The sequence below is a fragment of the Candidatus Tumulicola sp. genome (assembly GCA_036490475.1).
In the GTDB taxonomy this organism is placed as follows: Bacteria; Vulcanimicrobiota; Vulcanimicrobiia; order Vulcanimicrobiales; family Vulcanimicrobiaceae; genus Tumulicola.
This window is the reverse complement of sequence record DASXDT010000005.1, coordinates 707698-726741: the sequence shown is the minus strand read 5'-3', so window position 1 is coordinate 726741 and position 19044 is coordinate 707698. Positions and strand designations below refer to the sequence as shown.

20 protein-coding genes are annotated in these 19044 nt (G+C 62.6%); 11 read left to right on the top strand and 9 right to left on the bottom strand.

Going from position 1 to position 19044, the window contains the following annotated elements; translation table 11 throughout:
* Nucleotides 1-9: 9 nt before the first annotated feature.
* The 4 genes from VGF98_07045 to VGF98_07030 are packed head-to-tail and all read right to left on the bottom strand — an operon-like array spanning nucleotide 10 to nucleotide 4292.
* Nucleotides 10-1302, bottom strand: coding sequence for a dihydrolipoamide acetyltransferase family protein (locus tag VGF98_07045; GenBank protein ID HEY1681372.1), 1293 nt, complete (start codon nucleotides 1300-1302; stop codon nucleotides 10-12).
* Nucleotides 1302-2309: an alpha-ketoacid dehydrogenase subunit beta gene (locus tag VGF98_07040; GenBank protein HEY1681371.1), complete on the bottom strand. Its 1008-nt coding sequence runs from the start codon at nucleotides 2307-2309 to the stop codon at nucleotides 1302-1304. Before VGF98_07040 ends, VGF98_07045 begins: the two co-directional genes overlap by 1 nt.
* Complete coding sequence (locus tag VGF98_07035; protein ID HEY1681370.1) at nucleotides 2300-3325, bottom strand: thiamine pyrophosphate-dependent dehydrogenase E1 component subunit alpha; 1026 nt, start codon at nucleotides 3323-3325, stop codon at nucleotides 2300-2302. The genes VGF98_07040 and VGF98_07035 overlap by 10 nt, the downstream gene beginning before the upstream one ends.
* Nucleotides 3326-3353: 28 nt before the next feature.
* Entirely contained in the window at nucleotides 3354-4292 is a 939-nt protein-coding gene (locus tag VGF98_07030; protein HEY1681369.1) for a thiamine pyrophosphate-dependent dehydrogenase E1 component subunit alpha, read from the bottom strand.
* A gap of 190 nt (nucleotides 4293-4482) precedes the next feature.
* Between VGF98_07030 and VGF98_07025 the strand changes: the two genes are divergently transcribed.
* Nucleotides 4483-5649: a M20 family metallopeptidase gene (locus VGF98_07025; protein ID HEY1681368.1), complete on the top strand. Its 1167-nt coding sequence runs from the start codon at nucleotides 4483-4485 to the stop codon at nucleotides 5647-5649.
* Here the strand turns inward: VGF98_07025 and VGF98_07020 are convergent.
* Nucleotides 5646-6092, bottom strand: a complete 447-nt coding sequence (locus VGF98_07020) for a hypothetical protein (GenBank protein ID HEY1681367.1) — start codon at nucleotides 6090-6092, stop codon at nucleotides 5646-5648. The two genes, VGF98_07025 and VGF98_07020, sit on opposite strands and share 4 nt — an antisense overlap.
* On the opposite strand from VGF98_07020, the gene VGF98_07015 reads away from it, so the two are divergent.
* Complete coding sequence (locus VGF98_07015; GenBank protein ID HEY1681366.1) at nucleotides 6067-7290, top strand: NAD(P)/FAD-dependent oxidoreductase; 1224 nt, start codon at nucleotides 6067-6069, stop codon at nucleotides 7288-7290. The two genes, VGF98_07020 and VGF98_07015, sit on opposite strands and share 26 nt — an antisense overlap.
* Nucleotides 7291-7349: 59 nt before the next feature.
* The gene (locus VGF98_07010; GenBank protein HEY1681365.1) at nucleotides 7350-7871 is read left to right on the top strand and encodes a hypothetical protein; all 522 of its coding nucleotides are present in this window, start codon (nucleotides 7350-7352) and stop codon (nucleotides 7869-7871) included.
* Here the strand turns inward: VGF98_07010 and VGF98_07005 are convergent.
* Complete coding sequence (locus tag VGF98_07005; protein HEY1681364.1) at nucleotides 7868-8917, bottom strand: beta-eliminating lyase-related protein; 1050 nt, start codon at nucleotides 8915-8917, stop codon at nucleotides 7868-7870. The two genes, VGF98_07010 and VGF98_07005, sit on opposite strands and share 4 nt — an antisense overlap.
* Before the next feature lie 96 nt (nucleotides 8918-9013).
* On the opposite strand from VGF98_07005, the gene VGF98_07000 reads away from it, so the two are divergent.
* Genes VGF98_07000 through VGF98_06980 form a run of 5 tightly spaced genes read left to right on the top strand, consistent with a single transcriptional unit; the run spans nucleotide 9014 to nucleotide 13128 of the window.
* Complete coding sequence (locus VGF98_07000; protein ID HEY1681363.1) at nucleotides 9014-10666, top strand: electron transfer flavoprotein-ubiquinone oxidoreductase; 1653 nt, start codon at nucleotides 9014-9016, stop codon at nucleotides 10664-10666.
* Nucleotides 10667-10672: 6 nt separating this feature from the next.
* The gene (gene thiO, locus VGF98_06995; protein ID HEY1681362.1) at nucleotides 10673-11809 is read left to right on the top strand and encodes a glycine oxidase ThiO; all 1137 of its coding nucleotides are present in this window, start codon (nucleotides 10673-10675) and stop codon (nucleotides 11807-11809) included.
* 3 nt (nucleotides 11810-11812) lie between these two features.
* Nucleotides 11813-12013, top strand: coding sequence for a sulfur carrier protein ThiS (thiS, locus tag VGF98_06990; protein ID HEY1681361.1), 201 nt, complete (start codon nucleotides 11813-11815; stop codon nucleotides 12011-12013).
* 1 nt (nucleotide 12014) lies between these two features.
* Nucleotides 12015-12800 carry a thiazole synthase gene (locus VGF98_06985; protein ID HEY1681360.1) on the top strand — a complete coding sequence of 262 codons (786 nt, stop codon included), beginning with the start codon at nucleotides 12015-12017 and terminating at the stop codon, nucleotides 12798-12800.
* Between the two features lie 10 nt (nucleotides 12801-12810).
* The gene (locus tag VGF98_06980) at nucleotides 12811-13128 is read left to right on the top strand and encodes a rhodanese-like domain-containing protein (protein HEY1681359.1); all 318 of its coding nucleotides are present in this window, start codon (nucleotides 12811-12813) and stop codon (nucleotides 13126-13128) included.
* Here VGF98_06980 and VGF98_06975 read toward each other — a convergent pair.
* Nucleotides 13125-13721, bottom strand: a complete 597-nt coding sequence (locus tag VGF98_06975; GenBank protein ID HEY1681358.1) for a methyltransferase domain-containing protein — start codon at nucleotides 13719-13721, stop codon at nucleotides 13125-13127. The two genes, VGF98_06980 and VGF98_06975, sit on opposite strands and share 4 nt — an antisense overlap.
* Before the next feature lie 2 nt (nucleotides 13722-13723).
* On the opposite strand from VGF98_06975, the gene VGF98_06970 reads away from it, so the two are divergent.
* The 3 genes from VGF98_06970 to VGF98_06960 are packed head-to-tail and all read left to right on the top strand — an operon-like array spanning nucleotide 13724 to nucleotide 16866.
* Nucleotides 13724-15613: an NAD-binding protein gene (locus VGF98_06970; protein ID HEY1681357.1), complete on the top strand. Its 1890-nt coding sequence runs from the start codon at nucleotides 13724-13726 to the stop codon at nucleotides 15611-15613.
* 12 nt (nucleotides 15614-15625) lie between these two features.
* Nucleotides 15626-16081 (top strand): peroxiredoxin, encoded by a 456-nt coding sequence (locus VGF98_06965; GenBank protein HEY1681356.1) that lies wholly within the window; start codon nucleotides 15626-15628, stop codon nucleotides 16079-16081.
* Nucleotides 16078-16866, top strand: a complete 789-nt coding sequence (locus VGF98_06960) for an MBL fold metallo-hydrolase (protein ID HEY1681355.1) — start codon at nucleotides 16078-16080, stop codon at nucleotides 16864-16866. The genes VGF98_06965 and VGF98_06960 overlap by 4 nt, the downstream gene beginning before the upstream one ends.
* Here VGF98_06960 and VGF98_06955 read toward each other — a convergent pair.
* Nucleotides 16863-17417, bottom strand: coding sequence for a phosphoribosyltransferase family protein (locus tag VGF98_06955; protein ID HEY1681354.1), 555 nt, complete (start codon nucleotides 17415-17417; stop codon nucleotides 16863-16865). The two genes, VGF98_06960 and VGF98_06955, sit on opposite strands and share 4 nt — an antisense overlap.
* Nucleotides 17405-19042, bottom strand: a complete 1638-nt coding sequence (locus tag VGF98_06950) for a peptide ABC transporter substrate-binding protein (protein HEY1681353.1) — start codon at nucleotides 19040-19042, stop codon at nucleotides 17405-17407. The genes VGF98_06955 and VGF98_06950 overlap by 13 nt, the downstream gene beginning before the upstream one ends.
* Between the last annotated feature and the right edge of the window lie 2 nt (nucleotides 19043-19044).

The window sequence follows — 19044 nt, the reverse complement described above, 5'->3', positions numbered from 1 at the left end:
CTGGTCCGCTTATAGCGTGCCGTCCGGTCCCATGGCTTCCAAACGCCGTTTCAATTCTGCGAGGAAACCGCTGGCGACGTAGCCGTCGACCACTCGGTGATCGAGCGACAAGCAGGCGTTCATCATACTGCGAATCGCGAACGAGTCGTCGGGACGCACGACCATCTGCTTGACGACCGTTTCCATCGTGACAATGCCGGCCTGTCCGGCGTTGATGATCGGTGCCGACGCCCACGAACCGTTGGCGCCATTGTTGTTCACGGTAAACGTACCGCCGGTGAGATCGTCCATCGTGAGTTTGTTCTTGCGGGCGCGCTCGATCAATTCGCCGCCGGCGACTGCCAGGCCGCGAATCGACAGCCGGTCGGCATTCCGCACGACCGGGACGACCAGATTGGTCGGTAAACCGATCGCGATGCCGATGTTGGTGTCGGCCGGAACTTCGATGCCGCCGTCGTTGAAGCGCGCGTTCATCAACGGGAACGCACTCATCGCTTCGACGACCGCGCGGATGAAGAACGGCAACAGCGTGAGTTTATAACCCGTATCGCGTTCGAAGCGATCCTTCTCGCGCGCGCGCCACTTCCACACGTTGGTGACGTCGATTTGCACCATCGACCACGCGTGCGGCGCGTTGTGCACGCTTTCGACCATGCGTTCGGCGATAATACGCCGCGCCGGCGACAGGTTGATCGTCGTTCCCGGAACCGGGCTCGCGTAGGTCGACGTTCCATTCGCCGCGGCCGGCTTGGCCGTCGACGTCGAAGACGCTGCCACCGGAGCGGCTTGCGCTGCCGGCTGTTGCGCAGCTTTGACGATATCGTCAGCCGTTACGCGTCCGTTTGCGCCGCTGCCAGAAACGGTGCGAATGTCGACGCCGTGTTCGCGCGCCAAGCGGCGAACGGCGGGCGACGCGCCGCGCAATGCGGCTTCGCGTCCGGCCTCGCCGTTGGCCGATGAAGCGATACTCTGTCCGGCCGTCGATGCACCATTGCTCGACGCTTGCGCCGGAGCCGGCGGAGCGGCCGCCGGCGCGGCCGGAGCCGTTTCTTGCGTCGCTGCGCCGACTTCGTCGATGATCGCAATCGGGGTGCCGGTTGCGACCGTTTCGCCTTCGGCGACCAGCACTTCGCGAATCGTTCCGGTTACCGGCGACGGAACTTCGGCGTTGACCTTATCGGTCGAAACTTCGACAAACGCTTCATATTTTTCGACGTTGTCGCCGACTTTCTTGAGCCACTGCGCGACCGTGCCTTCGGTGACGGTTTCGCCCAGCTGGGGCATCGTGATGGTGGTCGCCATTAGAACGCCACCAAGTCGCGCATCGCTTGCGCCATGCGTTCGGGTGACGACATATATTCCTCTTCGAGCGGCAGCGCGTAGCCCATCGCCGGAACGTCGGGAGCGCAATGCCGGCGGATCGGTGCATCGAGATGGAAGAGCGCTTCTTCGGCGACCATCGCGCTGATTTCGGCACCGATACCACCGAACTTATTATCTTCGTGCACGATCAACAGTTTGCGCGTTTTCTCGACGCTGGCCAGGATCGTTTCTTTATCCATCGGACGAATCGAACGCAGGTCGATGACCTCGACCGATAGACCCTCGCCGGCGAGTTGTTTGGCGGCTTCGAGCGCCCAATGAACGTAGAGGCCGTAGGATACGACCGTGAGCCGCGTGCCTTCTTGCAGCACGTTGGCTTTGCCGATCGGAATTGTGTAATGACCGTTCGGCACCTCGCCTTTGATCAGGCGATACGTCTTCTTGTGTTCTAAGAAGAGTACCGGATCGGGATCGTCGATGGCCGCGTTGAGCAAGCCTTTGACGTCGGCTGGAAACGACGGCGCGACGATCTTGAGGCCGGGAACGTGATAGAACAACGCTTCGATCGAAACCGAGTGCGAAAGCGCGCCGCGCACGCCGCCGCCGTAGGGAGTACGAATCACGAGCGGACACGTGTACTCGCCGTTCGAGCGATAGCGCGTCTTGGCGGCTTCGCCGACGATTTGATTAAACGCCGGATAGATGAAGTCGGCGAACTGGATCTCGGCGATCGGGCGCAAGCCTTCCATCGCCATGCCGACCGCAATGCCGACGATCGATGCTTCGGCGATCGGCGTATCGATCACGCGCGATTCCCCGAACTCTTCGATAAAGTCTTTGGTGATGAGGAAGACGTTGCCGCGCGGACCGACGTCCTCGCCGATGATGATCGTGCGGTCGTCATTTTTCATCGCCTCGTAGAGGGTCGCACGCACCGCTTCGACGTTGTTCATCACGGTCGTCGCCGACGTTTCGGTCACTGCCACGGCTGCCAGGCTCCTTCGTAAACGTTCGTATAGAGATCGGCCGGTACCGGATACGGTAACGCTTCGGCCGCGTCGGTTGCTTCGTTGGTTTCGCGAAGCACGTCTTTGCGCAATGCGTCGACTTGTTCTTTGGTCGCGAGGCCGTTCTGGATCAGCAACGCTTCGAACCTCGGAACCGGGTCGTGCTTGCGATACTCCTCGACCATTTCGCGCGTGCGATAGGTCATGTCGTTGTCGTCGGTCGAGTGCGCTAAGAAGCGGTAACACGTCCCTTCAATCAAGGAAGGGCCGGCGCCCGAGCGGGCGCGTTCCATCGCTTCGCTAACGACCGCGTAGGTTTCGATCGGATCCAAACCGTTGAAGCGCCGGCCCGGTAGTCCGTAGCCCGCCGCGCGTTTCCATATTTCCGGCTCCGCCATTTGTTTGCTCAACGGCGTCGAGATCGCCCACCCGTTGTTTTCGACCAACATGACGAACGGCAGCTTATGAATCGCGGCGAAATTCATCGACTCGTGCCACTCGCCTTCGCTGGTCGTTCCGTCGCCGCAGGTCGCGAGCACGGCGCGGCCAGTTTCGCCCCGATACTTGATCGCGTACGCTGCACCGACTGCGTGCGGAATATGGGCGGCCAGAATCGACGAGAACGACATGAGGCCGGCAGCTTTGGACGAGTAATGATTGGGGAATTGACGTCCGCCGTTATGGTCGTCGGCGCGTGCGAACAACGACAGCAAGATCTCGAACGGCGTAAGCCCGATGCCGACGGCCAAGCCGAGATCGCGATAGTACGGCGCGAGAATATCTTTGCCGCGATGGAATGCCATCGCGGCTCCGGCCTGCAGCGCTTCGTGGCCCTCGCTGCCGAGCGCGAACGGAACCTTTCCTTGACGGTTCAGCTGAAAGCCGCGGTTATCCAATTGCCGCTGCAGCAGCATATTACGGAAGATCGCGAGCAACTGCTCGTCGGAAAGGCCGCGCTTGTCGAGCGTTGCCGGCCGGGTGCCCACGTCGGTCATAATCGGATGCCTCTCATCGATGCGGGCGCTAGCGCCAGGGGCGGTAGTCGTCTGCGTACACGTTTTCGAATAAATCGCTCGCCGGGGGATAGGGCATCGCCTCGGCGCGGTCGGTGGCTTCGTTCGCCTCGGCCAGCACCGAACGCTTCAGCGCTTCGGCTTCGTCGGCGGCGAGCACCCCGCGTTCCACCAGAAGGCCTTCGAAGCCGGGGACCGGATCGTTGAGCCTGTGCTCGGCGACCTCTTCGCGACTGCGGTAGGTGCGATCGTCGTCGTCGGTGGTGTGCGACAAAAACCGATAACACTTGGCTTCGATAAGCGACGGGCCGCCGCCGGTTCGAGCGGTATCCAGCGCCCGCTTCACTGCCGCATAACACGCGAGCGGATCCATGCCGTTCACGGCCTCGCCGGGCATGCCGTAACCTGCAGCGCGCAGGTGCAGGTCGGGCTCCGCCGTTTGCTTGCGCAGCGGCGTCGAGATCGCCCATTGATTGTTCTCGCACAGAAACACGATGGGCAGGCGATGGACGGCGGCAAAGTTGAGCGATTCGTGCCACTCGCCTTCGCTGGTAGCTCCGTCGCCGAACGTGGTCAACACGGCGCGGCCGGCCTGGCGGCGATACGCGATGGCATATGCGGCGCCGACGGCGTGCGGCAGCTGTGCCGCGATCACCGAGCTGATCGTTTGGAAACCCAGGCGCCGGCTGGCGTAATGGTGCGGAAACTGGCGGCCGGAGTTGTGGTCGTCGGCCCGCGCAAAGAGCGACAGCAGCACCTCGTACGGCGTCACGCCGATTCCGAGGGCCAACCCCAGGTCGCGGTAGTACGGCACCAGGATGTCGCGGCCGCGTTCGAACGCCATCGCCGCCCCGGCCTGGACGCCCTCGTGGCCCTCGCTGGCCGAGGCAAACGGAATTTTGCCTTGGCGGTTGAGCTGGAAGCCGCGGTTTTCCAGCGTACGCTGCATGACCATAGTCCGCAACATCTCGACGAGTTGCTGGTCGGATAGGCCGTGGCGCTCGAATGCAGGCTCGGCGGCGGTGGATCGACGTTTGTTCGGCACGCGAATATCGGTACTGCACGGCGCTCGCTTGAAATCCTGCGGCAGTCTGCCGTCGCAAAGGGCTCGGATACGAGCGCGCCGCAAGGCCTCGGCGATGGACCCGATCTTGTGTAACGACGCGCAGCGGGAACGCCTCGCACGCTATCGCCGCCACCTGCACGCGCATCCGGAACTCTCGATGGAGGAGCACGAAACCGCGGCCTATGTACAGCGCGAGCTGGCGACCGGGGACTTCGACGAAATCGCCGCGGGCGTCGGGAAGACCGGCGTCAAGGCCGTGCTGCGCGGAAAACGTCCCGGTCCGGTGACCTTGTTGCGGGCGGATATGGATGCGTTGCCGATCACCGAGCTTTCCGACGTGCCGTACCGGTCGCGGCGCGAGGGCGTGATGCACGCTTGCGGCCACGACGGCCACACGGCGATTCTGCTGGCAGCCGCACTCGAACTATCGTCGCGCCGCGACGACGTCGCCGGAACGATCGTGTTTTGTTTTCAGCCGGGCGAAGAGGGCTTCGCCGGGGCCAAACTGATGATCGAAGATGGCGTGCTCGAACGGCCGCACGTCGACCGGACCTTCGCCCTGCACCTCTACACCGGACTGGAGGCCGGACAGGTCGGCATTCGGGACGGGGCGTTCTTCGCGTCGTCCGACCGCTTCACCATCGAACTGACCGGGCGCGGTGGCCACGGCGCCATGCCGCAGCTTTCGGTCGATCCGATCGTCGGAGCAGCGGCTCTCGTGACCGCCTTACAAACCGTCGCCAGCCGCGAAATCTCTCCCAAGGATCCGGTGGTCGTCACGGTCGGCTCGCTGCACGCCGGCACCACGTTCAACGTGATCCCGGATACGGCGCTGCTGGGCGGCACCGTGCGCACGCTCGACGAGAAGGTTCGCTCGGAAATGCCGGAGCGCTTGGAACGACTGACGGCCGGGGTATGCGCCTCGATGCGGTTGGAACACTCGCTGCGCTACGATTGGGGGTATCCGCCGACCGTCAACGACCGGACGATGAACGACGTCGTGCGCGACGTGGCTCGGATCGTCGTTGGCGCCGAAAACGTTTCCGATCCGCACGACATCGTCATGTGGTCGGAAGACATGTCGTTCATGCAGCAAGAGCGGCCCGGTGCGTATTTCTTGATCGGAGCGCGCGGAGCGAAGCTGGGACACGAACCGCAGCACAGCGCCCGCTACGACATCGACGAGCGCGCGTTGGAAGTCGGTTTCGCAATGATGGTCGGGTTAGCCGTCGCTGGCTAACCGGTTACCGTCAAGACCCACGCGATGGCGCGCGCGTATTGATCGAGTTCGCGTAGCGATCGCTCCAGGCGCCGGTAGCTCACGTGCGTGAGTTCTCCCACGCCGTTGTGACGTTCGAAATCGCGTGCGAAATCGACCGCAGATTGCAACTGGCGTTCGACCAGCGGCCACTCCTCGCGCAACGCTCGTTCGGACGTTTCGGAGAGTCCGTCGATCGTCGGAGGCGACCCGATTTGCGGATGGCGCCCGGCGAACTCGAGACGCGCCAGCAAATACTCGCCGCGCGCGGCGATGAAGGAGCCCAGCAATTGCACGAGACGGACGTCCACGGCCGAAAGCTTTAGCACGTGCGCGCCGGCGCACCCTGCGTAGGCCGCGTACGGCGCAGCACAGAACGACCGGCGGATGGAATCCGGCGTGCGCAGATACGTTATCGTCGGCAACGGCTTTGCCGGTACGACTGCTGCCGAGCAGCTCCGCAAGATCGATCCCGCGTGCGAGATCGATCTGTTCGGCGACGAGCCCTATACGCTCTACAACCGCATTTCGCTGCCGCCGATGTTGCGCAATCAAATTCCGCAGGCCAAGGTCATGATCCGCGACGAGGCTTGGCACGAAAAACAGCGCATCGGGTTGCATCTGCGCGCACCCGTCGACCGCATCGTTCCGCAAGAGCGGATTGTCGAGTCGGGCGGCCGATCGTATCCGTACGACGCGCTGTTGGTCGCCACTGGCGGACGTCCGAATCCAACGGGCAAACCGGGCGCCGACGGTGCTGCCAACCTTTTCCCGTTTCAATATTTAGACGACACCATCGCGATTTCCGAACGCATCGACCGCAGCAAAGCCGGCGTCGCCATCGGTGGTTCGTTTATCGCCTACGAACTGGCCGAAGCATTCGCTTCGCGCGGGTTAGAGACGCACTGGCTAATGCGCGGCCCGCGCGGACTGCATCGAATCATGGACGAAATAGCGGGCGAACTGCTGCACGATGCGGCGATCGCCGACGGCGTGCACATGCACTATGGCGAGGAAGTCGATTCGTTCGTTCGCTCGAACGGCGAAATCGTCAAAGTCGTAACGTCGAGTGGAAAGGAAATTGAGGCGCAGTGTTACGCCTACGGTTTCGGGTTGGCGATGAATACCGAGCTGTGCTCGAGCGCCGGCATCGAGGTCAGTCGCAACGGAATCATGTGCGACGAGCGCCTTGAAACCAGCGTGCCGGGAATCTTTGCCGCCGGTGACGTCGCGGATTTCTTCGACCCGATTCTCGAGATGCGCTACCGCATGGGTACGTGGAACAACGCCGGGGCACAAGGCAAGCTCGTCGCCGTGAATATGGCCGGCGGCGATCGATCCTATTCCGACGTTCCCGAATATTCGTCGCTGCTCTTTAAGGGCCAGACGATCACGCAGTTCGGCATGAGCCCCGAACTACGCGCCGACCTAGAAATCGTACGGTCGGTCGATCGCGAGAAGCGCTGGTATCGAGCGCTGTTCTTCCTCGAACGACGCTTGGTCGGTGGCCTGATGCTCGGTAAGGGCAACCGCGCAGGCAAGCGCAAGTACGTCGAAGCGATTAAGAGTAAACAGGCGTTCGAACGGACGGATTGGGAAGCACTGCTCGAATGGACCGCGTAATCGGGCGTTAACGCGCGAACCTAGGAAACGGGCGCGGCCCGTTGTATAACACCGCCGCCATGAAGTTGCCGATCCTCCTCGCCTGTCTGGCGTTCTCCCTGCCCGTCGCCGCCGGCGCGGACGCGCCCGCGCCTGCACTCGACCAAGCGATGCAGCAAGCGTTGACCGCGAACTATCAACTGGCGTGTGCCGCTGCGCTCAATCCGACCGACGACACGCTGCAGGCGATGTTCTCGATGTTAGCGCCGGCCTTTACCGACACCAACATCAGCGGCGAGCAAGTAACGAGAGCGCAGATCGTCAGCCAATTCGGCGGCCAGCTCAAGACCTTTCACACGACGGCGTGCGATCAAAAGATAACAGCGAGCCAAACCGCTCCCGACGGAACGGTCGTCACGACGAACGTCCTCCACTTGAGCGGTTCGGCGCCGTTGTCGGGTTCGAATCATCCGTTCGGACTCGTCATGACCACGCAGGACACGTGGAGCAACGCTACCGGACATTGGTTGATCGCGCATCGCCGCGATCTCCATCTGCATATCGAGGTCGATGGGTCGGTCGTGATGGATCAGGGCGTCTAAGGGTTTTCGCCTTCCGAACACGCGCGAGCGAGCGCGGCCGCAAAACGGTCGACATCTTCCTCGCTCGTCGCCCAGTGCGTCATCCAGCGCACTTCGGGCGGGCCCTCGTCGAAGACGTAAAAGAAAAACTCGCGCTGCACGCGCTCGATGGCGTCGCGCTGCATCACCGCAAATATTGCGTTGCAGTCGACCGAACGCGTCACCCGAATTCCGTCGATTCCAGCGATCCGTTCGTGCAGACGCCGGGCCATCGCATTCGAGTGACGCGCGTACGCAAGCCAGCGGCCGGCATCGAGCAATGCGTCGAACTGCGCGGCCACGTAGCGCATCTTGGATGCCAGCTGCATCGCTTGTTTCTGAACGAACGGCGCATTCTGCGCGCCGATGTCGTTCGAGAAGAAGCACACCGCCTCACCCAGCATCAGACCGTTCTTGGTTCCGCCGAAGCTGAGAATATCGACTCCCAAGTCGACGGTGATTTCGCGCGGCAGTTTGCCGAGCGCGGCGGCGGCATTCGCGATCCGGGCGCCGTCGACGTGAACGATTAGGCCGTGCCGGTGCGCGTACTCGCACAGCGCGGTAATTTCGTCCGGTTGATACACTTCGCCGAATTCGGTCGGTTGCGAGATCGAGATGGCTCGCGGTTGCGGAAAATGCACCCCGTGCCCCGCGCGAAGATATGGTTCGAGATCGCCCGGTTGCAGTTTTCCGCCGGCCGTTCGAATGGGGATGACTTTCGATCCGCTAAAGCGTTCGAACGCGCCGCATTCGTCGGTCTGCAGATGCGCGGTTTCCGGGCACAGCACGGCTTCCCACGGCCGCAGTACCGTACCGAGCGCTGTGACGTTCGCCCCGGTGCCGTTGAACGTAAAGTACACCTGCGTGTCGTTTCCGAAGCAACTGCGAAAGCGTTGCTCGGCCTGACGGGTCCATCGGTCGTCGCCGTATCCGATTGCATCGCCTTCGTTTGCATCCACGATCGCTTGCAGAATCTCGGGTGCGATCGGCGCGTTATTGTCGCTCGCAAAGCTTCGACTCGGCTGCATGCGCACCGATGCGCGACGCGGGGCGCGACCCCCTACCGGGCACAGTAACGCGCGGCCGATGCGCGAATAGCCGCAGTATGCCGCAGGAACTCGTTCATGCCTGATCGCGACCGCCTCGACGTCGACGTGTTGTTCGTCGGTGCCGGTCCCGCCGGACTCGCCGGCGCGTTGCACCTGAGCCGCTTGGCCAAAACGGCCGGGCGCGACCTCGAGGTGCTGGTCATCGAGAAGGGCGGCGAGATCGGCAATCACGGCATTTCGGGCGCGGTCGTGGATCCGCGCGGATTCGACGAATTATTGCCGGATTGGCGCGATACCGCGCCGGTGGAATCCATCGTGACGTCGGACGAGCTGTGGTACCTCACCCAACGCGGACGCATCAAAGCGCCGTTCACGCCGCCGCCGTTACGCAACGATGGTAAATACGTAGCGTCGCTGCAAAAACTGAGCAAGTGGCTGGGCGAGCGAGCTGAAGAAGCCGGTGCCCAAGTGTTCCCGGCCTTCCCCGGTCAGACGTTGCTGTGGGACGGCGACCGCGTCGTCGGCGTGCGCACCGGCGATAAGGGCGTCGATCACAACGGCCAACCAAAATCGAATTACGAACCCGGCGCCGACTTGTACGCCAAAGTCGTCGTGCTGTGCGAGGGCCCGCGCGGAACGCTTTCCAAACAGGCGATCGAGCGTTTGCATTTAGATGCCGGACGCGAACCGCAAGTGTACGCCGCCGGAATCAAAGAACTGTGGCAGCTTCCGGACGATCGCTTTCCAGCGGGTTCGGTCATTCACACGCTCGGCTTTCCGTTGCCGGCCGAAACGTTCGGCGGCGGCTTTATCTACGGAATGAGCGGCAACGTCCTCGATATCGGGCACGTCACCGGACTCGACTATAAAAACCCGACCACCGATCCGCAGAATGAACTGCAGCGGCTCAAACAACATCCCTCGGTGGCAAAGCTGTTGGACGGCGGCAAGCTCATCCGGTACGGCGCCAAGGCGATTCCCGAAGGCGGACTGTTTGCGATGCCGCGGCCGTACGCCGACGGATTGCTGCTGATCGGCGACAGCGCCGGATTTCTCAACGGCATGCGTTTAAAAGGCATTCATCTCGCGGTCAAGTCCGGCATGATGGCGGCCGAAACGCTGTGGGATGCGCTGACTGCCGATACGTACGACGCGACGACCTTGAGCGCGTTCGAGGAACGCTTCAAAGCATCGTGGGCATACACAGAGCTCCGGACGTCGCGTAACTTCCATCAGGGTTTCAAGAACGGACGCTTTGCCGGGTTGCTCAACGCGGGTCTGGCCACGTTTACCGGAGGACGCGGCTTCGGCGCGATCGACAAACTCGATCAAGAACCCGGCTACGAAGTGATGGTGAAAGCTGGATACCGTCCGAAGGAGACGCCGCGCGCGACGATCGACAACGTGCTGACCTTCGACAAACTGACCGACGTGTTCAATAGCGGTACGATGCACGAAGAAGATCAGCCGAGTCATCTGCTGGTGTCCGACACGAATATTTGTCGCGACCGCTGCACGGTGGAATACGGAAACCCATGCCAGTATTTCTGTCCGGCGGCGGTCTACGAGCCGATGTTCGAAAAAACCGGCGACGCAGTCGACGGACGGTTGCAGATCAACTTTACGAACTGCGTGCACTGCAAGACGTGCGACATCATCGATCCATATCAAATCATCACGTGGGTGCCGCCGCAGGGTGGTGAAGGCCCCGTCTACACGGGAATGTAGCGCAACCTGCATACCAGCGACGTCGCGATCGTCGGCGGCGGATTGATCGGCCTTTCGATCGCATTCGAACTCGCGCGGCGAGGATCCACCGTTCGAGTGTACGACATCGCGCAACCCGGACGCGGCGCTTCGTGGGCCGGCGCCGGATTGCTCGCACCCTACTCGGAACGCCCGGTTCCCGCGTTGCTGGACGCGTGCGAGCGATCGTTGCGCGCCTATCCGGCGTTCGCGGCCGCCGTCGCGGCCGAGAGCGGCGTCGATCCGCGTTTGCACGTGAGTGGAATCGTCCACGCTGCCACATCCGACGACGAGTTGCGCGACCTCGAGCGCGAAGCAATCGGGCTGCGCGCGTCAGGCGTCGAGGCGACGTCGTTGGATCGTGCGGCTGCATTGGCGGCGGAACCCGCGTTGTCGAGCGGCGTGCGCGGCGGGTTGTTGATACCGGTCGAAGGCTCAGTCGATAATCGCCGCCTAGGGCGTGCACTGATCGCCGCATGTCGCGCTCGCGGCGTTCGCATCGTGGAAGGGGCTTCGATCGCAATTCGATGCGACGCGCGCCGAGCGCTGGGCGTCGCTACCGACGATGGTTTCGCTGCGGCCGGCGCGATCGTGAACGCCGCCGGCGCGTGGGCCGCCGGCGTCGCCGGCGTTCCGGACGATTGCTTGCCGCCCGTGCGGCCGGTGAAGGGCCAGATGCTGGCCATCGAAGTTCCACACGGTTTCGTTCGACGGCCGGTTTGGACGCCGCAAGCGTATCTCGTGCCGCGCGACGACGGGCGTTTGCTGGTCGGAGCGACCGTGGAAGAGCGCGGATTCGACGAGCGGGTGACCGCCGGCGGCCTCGCGCAGTTGCTGCATGCCGCGCTTCGTGCCGCGCCGTCGCTCACGAGCTTCACCGTCAGCGAGCAATGGGCGGGTTTGCGTCCGGCAACGCCGGATGGCCTACCCTACGTCGGCCGCACCGCGCTCGACGGTTTGTTTACGGCGGCGGGTCATTATCGCAATGGGATTCTGCTCGCTCCTTTGACCGCAACGGCGATCGCCGACGCGATCGAAGGCCGATCGGATGTGCTGCCGGCATTCTCACCGCTTCGCGGCCCGGTCGACCGGATGGAATCGCACGCGGCCGGCGCGAACCGGTAATGCGTGAAAGCCACGATTAACGGGGAACCGCGCGACCTGCCGGCGGGATCGACGCTCGCCTCGCTCCTGGATGAGTTGGGAACGCCTTCGGCTGGAATCGCCGTCGCAAAGAACGACTCCGTCGTGCGGCGTGGCGATTATGCGTCGCACGTATTGGTAGACGGGGATCGCATCGAAATCATCAAAGCGGTGGCGGGCGGTTAACGTGAGCGACACGCTGGTACTCGGATCGTATCGATTGGAATCGCGGCTGATCGTCGGTACCGGAAAGTATCCGTCGATGGCGGCCATGCAAGCCGCGCATGAAGCCAGCGGCGCCGAGATGGTGACCGTCGCCATTCGCCGGATTAATTTAGACGACGCAAGCGGGAAGTCGATGCTCGACTACATCGATCGTTCGCGCATGACGATCTTGCCGAATACCGCCGGCTGCTACACCGCCGACGAAGCGGTGCTGACCGCGCAGCTCGCGCGCGAACTGCTGGAAACCAATTTGATCAAGCTCGAAGTGATCGGCGATCCGCAAACGCTGTATCCCGACGCGACCGAAACGATCGCTGCGGCGCGACGACTGGTGGCGGATGGATTTACGGTACTACCGTATATCGGCGACGATCCGGTCGCATGCAGCCGGTTGGAAGACGCCGGATGCGTGGCCGTTATGCCGTTGGCCGCGCCGATCGGCAGCGGTTTGGGTGTATGCAATCCGTATTCGATCGCGATCATCAAAGAGCGCGCCAAGGTTCCGGTGATCGTCGATGCCGGCGTCGGTACGGCGTCGGATGCTGCCATCGCGATGGAGTTGGGCGTCGACGGACTGTTGATGAACACCGGAATCGCGGCCGCACGCGATCCGGTGCGAATGGCGCGCGCGATGCAGTATGCGGTGAAAGCCGGACGCGAGGCGTTTCTGGCCGGACGGATGTCGAAGCGTCTGTACGCAAATGCGTCCAGCCCGATGCAGGACCTCATCGCCGCGCCGGAGCGCTAACGTGAACGAAATGCGCGAACTCGACGTCGCGACGTTTGGTGAGTGGCGCGAGCAGCGCAATCCTCACGTACTGCTGGATATTCGCGAAGCAGGCGAACTGAAAGCAGCGTCGCTCGATGGCGCCACCTGGATCCCCATGGGACAACTGATCGAACGTATCGACGAGCTGCCGTCAGGCGTTCCGATCGTGGTAATGTGCCACCACGGAACACGGTCGACCATGGTCGCGGAGTATCTTACCGGTATCGGACGGCCCGATGTCTACAATCTCACCGGCGGTATCGAATCGTACGCGCAACGCGTCGATCCGTCGATCGCGCGCTACTAGCGCTCCCGCTCGCGCACGCTTCCCACAAAAAACCAATGCACCGCGCCGGTTAGCGGCTGCGAGTGCGCCCATCGTCCGGCGGTTTGCACTGCGTCGTGCCGATCCAGCACGGCGATGTCGAAATATGCGTCGAGCATCGTGCGTAAGAAAGGTTCGTCGAAGTAGGCGTGCGCGACGCCGGCTTCGTCCCCGTCAAGCGGCGCGAACGTCGCATCGCCGAGACGCTCTCCCACACCAAAACGCTTGTCGTGGGTCGAGCCGAACGTCGCGCACATCCATCCGCCGGGCCGCAATCTTCGTGCTAAGCGCGCGACGCATCCGGGCATTGCGGTCGCGATGCCGTGCAGCAGACCGTGCGATGCGACGATGCCGTCGTATGACGGGTGCGGATCGGTTCGGTCGAAGGCCGGTGCTTCGTCGTCGGACACAATCGCGACCGAGAACCCCGCACGCTCCAGCCATCTCGCATTGCGTCCGCTTCCAGTGCAATAATCGAGAACGTGCGCGTGCGGAACGCCACGCAGGCGTCCGGCGAGCTCGACGGCCAGCGGATGAGGCGGCCGGATGGAGCGGTCGTGCGGCGAAGTATCCATAAATGGCGTCCCGGGCGTTAATTATCGTCGTGGGCGGCGACTACCTCGCGTTCGAGATCTGCAGCGAAATATTGAAGACTGCAGGTCACGCCGTAACGTTGGTGTGGAAGGCCGCCGATCCTCGTGAGGAAGCGTTTTTACAACGCCACGCCGACGCATTGCTCCGGCGATTCGGTGACGCTGCGTTTTCGCGCATCGACGCCGATCCGCTGGATTCGGCCACGCTCGAACGCGCCGGGCTGCACGCGCCGGGCGCCGAATCGGACGCTCCGCAGTGCGCGCTGGTTGCCGTTTCCGATGACGATCGGCTGAATTTGCGCGTTTCGCTGCTGGCGCGCGATATCGACGACCGAGTCCGAATCACGCTCCGCCAGTTCAACCCGGTGCTCGGCCGCAAAATCCAGGACGGGTTAAAATTCAACTGCACCGTGATCTCGCCGGCAGCGCATGCGGCGGCCACGTATGCCGCGGCGGCCGTCGAACCATCGTGTTTCTACGCGCTCCGCTTTCCAACGCTGGAATCCAACGCCGCCGGCACGGGCGAAGCGTACGATCTATTCGCATTTTCGCGGCGCACGGCCGGCGATGTCGGCGTCGATGGCATGACCGTCGCGCAGGCCGAAAGCCATCTGCGGTCGCGGGTGATTTCGATCGACGGACGCCCACCGTATGCGTGCCGCGGTGCGGATTCCGACGACGACACCGCTCTCCTAGAGCGTCCGTTAACGGCCGGCGACCAGCTGACGCTCTTCGGGCCGGTGCGCTATGCCAAACGTAAACGCACGGTGCGCGCCGGGGCCGCCGGCCGCCGCTTCGCTTCCCGTGTTCACGAGGCCGCAACGTCGATACGGCGCGTGGAACCGGTGTTGCGTACCGCAGCATTGATGGCGCTCGGCGCGTTTGCGACCTTTGTGGTCATCTTTGCCGCTGCGACGCATTGGAACGTGTGGGGCGTTGCGTATTACGTGCTGACGATGATGGAGGGGTCCCCCGACGTCAACCTGTGCAGCGACTGCAGCGCGCCGGGCAACGTCGCGCTGTGGCAGATCGGCGAGATGGCCGCAGCGGTAAGCGTCACGTTGGCGGGACTCGTCCTGGTGGCGATCTTTACCGCTTCGGTGACGTCGGGTCTGAATGCCGCATCGGAACGGCGTACGCAAGGCTTGCGCCGGATTCACCGCACCGGCCACGTGATCGTGTGCGGCGCGGGCAACGTCGGAACGTTGGTGATCGAGTATCTGCGCCGGTTGGGCGAACGCGTGGTGGTGGTAGAAAAGTCGCCCGATAGCGTCCTCATCGAGATGGCGCGCGATCGCAAGATCGATCTGCTCACGGGGGATGCGACCAACGACGAAACGATCGCGCTGTGTTCGCCCGAGCGTGCGCTCGGACTGGTCGGCGTCACGAACAGCGATACTGCGAATTTGGAAGCGGCTTTGGGCGCGCGTTCGCGACAGCGTACGCCGGGCGACGACGACCTCGGCATCGTGCTGCGCATCGACGATCTTGCGTTCGGGCGTTCGATCGACCGGCATTTCGGTATTGCATCGTTTTCGACCACAGAACTGACGGCGGCGACGATCGCCGGATTGGCGCGCTTCGAAAGCACGCGCGGACGATTCGATCTCGACGGGCCGAACGGCCCAGCGTCGTTTCAACTAGCCGAGCGGGTACAAGATGCGAACAACGTTCCGCCGCCCGCACCGCCCGAGCGGCCCGGCTATCGCGTTCAATGGGTTCCGCTGTATGTGTGGCGGCGGAACGCGGACGCCTCCGGAGAAGCGGTTGCGATACGCGGATTTCGCGACCAAGTCGAGCCCGGCGACCGGCTGCTGTTTCTCGTTCCGCTCGAGCAGTTCGCACAGCCGGTTTCGCCAATCGAAGGAAGGTAGAGTTTCTCACGTATGCTGCAAGCTGGAGACCGATTGCCCAAGCTCGACGTCGTCGATGACGCGGGCCGTCATCTGTCGACGACCGATTTGGCCGCGGGTACGCTGGTGTTGTATTTCTATCCCAAGGACGATACGCCGGGCTGCACCAGCGAAGCCGCACAGTTTCGCGACGCGTTCGACGAGTTCGAACGGCGCGGCGCGACGATCGTCGGCGTCAGCCGCGATTCGGTCGAGTCGCACCAGCGGTTCAAAAAGAAGTACGGCATCCCGTATCCGTTGATCGCCGACACGGATTCCCGGTTGTGCGACGCGTTCGGCGTCATCGTCGAGAAGACGATGTACGGTATAAAACGGATGGGTCTGGCGCGTTCGACCTTCGTCATCGACGCCGGCGGTTCGATCGTCAAGGTCTGGCCGAACGTGAAAGTCGTCGGTCACGTGCAGGCGGTGCTCGCGTCGCTAGCGTGACCGGTGGACTGCGCCTGCGCGTCCTCGGGTCGAGTCCGTCGGTTCCGCGCCCGGGACGCGCGTGCAGTTCGTATCTACTGCGAGCCGCCGCAACGTCGATCGTATTGGACGCCGGTAGCGGTGCGATTTCGGCCTTGCGAACGGCGATGGATTATGCGGCGCTCGATGCGGTCGTCATTACACACATGCACGCCGATCATTTCCTCGACGTTATTCCGTTGCGCTACGGATTGACGTATGGGCCGTCGCTGCGATCGGCCCCACTCCCACTCTGGCTGCCGCCCGGCGGAAGCGACGTCTTGCAGCGGGTTTGCGTGGCCTTCGCACGCGAGGGGCGAAGCGAATTCTTGGCTGGGTTCGACATCCGCGAATACGGCGAATCGACGTCGCTTACGGTGGGCGAGATCGGTTTGCGATTTGCGCGAGTTCGTCATTACATCGATGCGTTCGCCGTCCGAGCGGAATCGCGCGGTGCGACGCTGACGTATTCCGGCGACAGCGCCCCGTGCGACGAACTCGTAGGTCTAGCGCGCGACGTCGATCTTTTTTTATGCGAAGCGACGCTCGGCACCGGCGTCGAGGACGCGCCACGCGGACATCTTTGCGCTCGTGAAGCGGGTGAGATCGCTACCGCGGCCGGCGTGCGGGCATTGGCCCTGACGCATTACCCGGCCGAATGCGCGGCGGAGCAGTTGAGAAGGCACGCGGCAGGCGCCTTCGACGGCCCCATAACCATCGTCGACGACGGGTTCGAGGTTGCGCTCGGAGGCGTTGGCCTTCTTTAATTCTCGGTTTTTGCGTCGCTGCTGGGGAGCGAAAACGCGATCAGCGCGTTCACCGGCGCCAGGCCGCGGCTGATGACTGCGTATGGCGTCACGCGCAAGCCGAGCTCCTCGAGACGGCGCGCTGCGGTCAATACCTCGCGCCCGTTGGTCACCACGTCCTCGAGTAACAGCACGTGCTGCCCGGAAGAATACGGCCCTTCGACGTACTCGTCGGCGAACGCCCCGTAGCCCTTAGGTTGCTTGCGGACGGCGATCATCGGAATGTTGCACAGGGACGAAACCGCGGTAGCGATCACGACGCCGCCTAACTCCGTTCCGCCGATGATATCGGGATTGATTTCGCTGACGATCGGCGTGAACAGCCGTGCGATCCGCCGCAGGACGTGCGGCTCGGAAAACAAGCTAAACTTGTCGATATAATAGTCGCTGCGAATGCCCCCCGATAACAGATAGTCGCCGCGGGTCAGGGCTCGCTCGACGATCGTCTTACGAAGCCACACCAATTCTGGATGGGTGGCCGACGTTCGTTCGCGCGGGCCTAGATGCTCCATTGCCACGCGTTCCACGATTCGACGACCGGGTTCGGATCGAACCCCTTGAAGTCGACGTTGATCGGCTCGACTTGGCGGGTCCACCAGAAGAAGATTTGCGGGTTATCACGCGCCAGCAGCTCCTGGATGCGGAAGTAGGCCGCGCGCCGCGAGGCGCGATCGTAATGCGTTAGGGCGGCAGTCTGCGCCGCTTGCATGTCGGGATTGCAGTAGCGCGAGTAATTGTAGCCGCCCGGCGGAATGTTTTCGCACATATACTGCGAGCTGTTGTCGGGGTCGATTCCCGCGTACCAGCCGGCGATGGACAGATCGAACTTACCGAGCTGCAGGATTCCGCCCATGCCGGCCGGTGCGAATAGCACGTCTCCGGCATAGCTTTTAATAGTGCTGCCGATTCCGGATTGCTTGAGCATCGCTTGCACCTGAAGGCTACCCTCGCGACGCGTCGCGTTGGAGTTGTTGGTGACGATCACCAGATCCATCGGAATGCCGTTCTTTTGCATGATGCCGTCGGCGCCCGGACTCCAGCCGGCTTCGCGCAGCAAGAAACGCGCGCGAACCGGATCGTGCGGATACGAATGGACGCTCGGATTGAACGCCCACATCCAGTCGGGAATGTCTTCGGTTGCCGTTTTCATCACGCCGTGCGCGAGCGTCGCGACCAGTTGCGGCTTGTCGAGCGATAGCGCGATGGCCTCCCGAACACGCGGATCCTTGAGCTGCGAGCTCTGCACGTTGAGCTGTACCGACTCGTAGCCGTTGACGTTGACGAAATCGAGTTTGACGTCGCTCAACGTTTGCAGTGCCGGATACGTGTTCGGCGAGGCTTGGAACATGTAGTCGACCGAGTGCGTGCGGAGCAAATTAACGCTGGTGTTCTCGTCGGGCACGATTTTGATGTTGATCTTGTCGAGCTTGGGAGGTCCCATAAAGAACGCGTCGTTCCGCGCCAGCTCGATACGATCGCCGTGCGACCACTCGACGAATTTGAAAGGTCCGTCGCTGACGGTCGGGGCCGAATCGAACGGAATCTGATTCATGTTCGGATATTTGGAAAGTACGTGTTCGGGGGCGACCGGAAACGGCTGATCGCTCATGGCAAAAAACGTATTGACGAAAGGCGCAAACGGGCGCTTGAGATGGACGACGGCCGTATATTGATCGGGCGTATCGATCGACGCGATAAAATCGTAGCCGTGGCGCGAAACGACGTTGTTATTCGGGTTCATGAGCGCTTGCCACGACCACTTAACGTCTTTAGCCGTCACGGGAACGCCATCGCTCCACTTCACGTCTTTGCGCAGATGATAGGTGATGGTTAGGCCGTTGCGAGCGATTCCACCATTCTCGATGGTCGGGACTTTCGTCGCGAGCACCGGAACCGGGTTGCCCTTATCGTCGGCCGAGAGCAACGGTTCGAACATCAAAAACGCTAGGAAGCCGTCGGTCGTGTTCGAGTTGAGCAGCGGGTTCAAGTTTTTCGAATCTTGTTGAATCGCAATGCGCAATTCGCCGGGTTTCGTCCACGAGTGGCGGCCGCCGCTTTCGGTTCCACCGGTTTTGCTACAGGCGCATGCCACGGCGAGCGTCGCAACCGCCGCGAGCGTGTTTCGGAGTATCTTCACGG

What these genes read in the sequence shown, in the direction of transcription:
- VGF98_07010 (HEY1681365.1), top strand. Translation starts at nt 7,350, where the DNA reads ATGAAGTTGCCGATCCTCCTCGCCTGTCTGGCGTTCTCCCTGCCCGTC.
- VGF98_07035 (HEY1681370.1), bottom strand. Translation starts at nt 3,325, where the DNA reads ATGACCGACGTGGGCACCCGGCCGGCAACGCTCGACAAGCGCGGCCTT.
- VGF98_06975 (HEY1681358.1), bottom strand. Translation starts at nt 13,721, where the DNA reads ATGGATACTTCGCCGCACGACCGCTCCATCCGGCCGCCTCATCCGCTG.
- VGF98_07045 (HEY1681372.1), bottom strand. Translation starts at nt 1,302, where the DNA reads ATGGCGACCACCATCACGATGCCCCAGCTGGGCGAAACCGTCACCGAA.
- VGF98_07005 (HEY1681364.1), bottom strand. Translation starts at nt 8,917, where the DNA reads ATGCAGCCGAGTCGAAGCTTTGCGAGCGACAATAACGCGCCGATCGCA.
- VGF98_06955 (HEY1681354.1), bottom strand. Translation starts at nt 17,417, where the DNA reads ATGGAGCATCTAGGCCCGCGCGAACGAACGTCGGCCACCCATCCAGAA.
- VGF98_07030 (HEY1681369.1), bottom strand. Translation starts at nt 4,292, where the DNA reads ATGCAGCGTACGCTGGAAAACCGCGGCTTCCAGCTCAACCGCCAAGGC.
- VGF98_07000 (HEY1681363.1), top strand. Translation starts at nt 9,014, where the DNA reads ATGCCTGATCGCGACCGCCTCGACGTCGACGTGTTGTTCGTCGGTGCC.
- VGF98_06980 (HEY1681359.1), top strand. Translation starts at nt 12,811, where the DNA reads ATGCGCGAACTCGACGTCGCGACGTTTGGTGAGTGGCGCGAGCAGCGC.
- VGF98_07025 (HEY1681368.1), top strand. Translation starts at nt 4,483, where the DNA reads ATGGACCCGATCTTGTGTAACGACGCGCAGCGGGAACGCCTCGCACGC.
- VGF98_06970 (HEY1681357.1), top strand. Translation starts at nt 13,724, where the DNA reads ATGGCGTCCCGGGCGTTAATTATCGTCGTGGGCGGCGACTACCTCGCG.
- VGF98_06965 (HEY1681356.1), top strand. Translation starts at nt 15,626, where the DNA reads ATGCTGCAAGCTGGAGACCGATTGCCCAAGCTCGACGTCGTCGATGAC.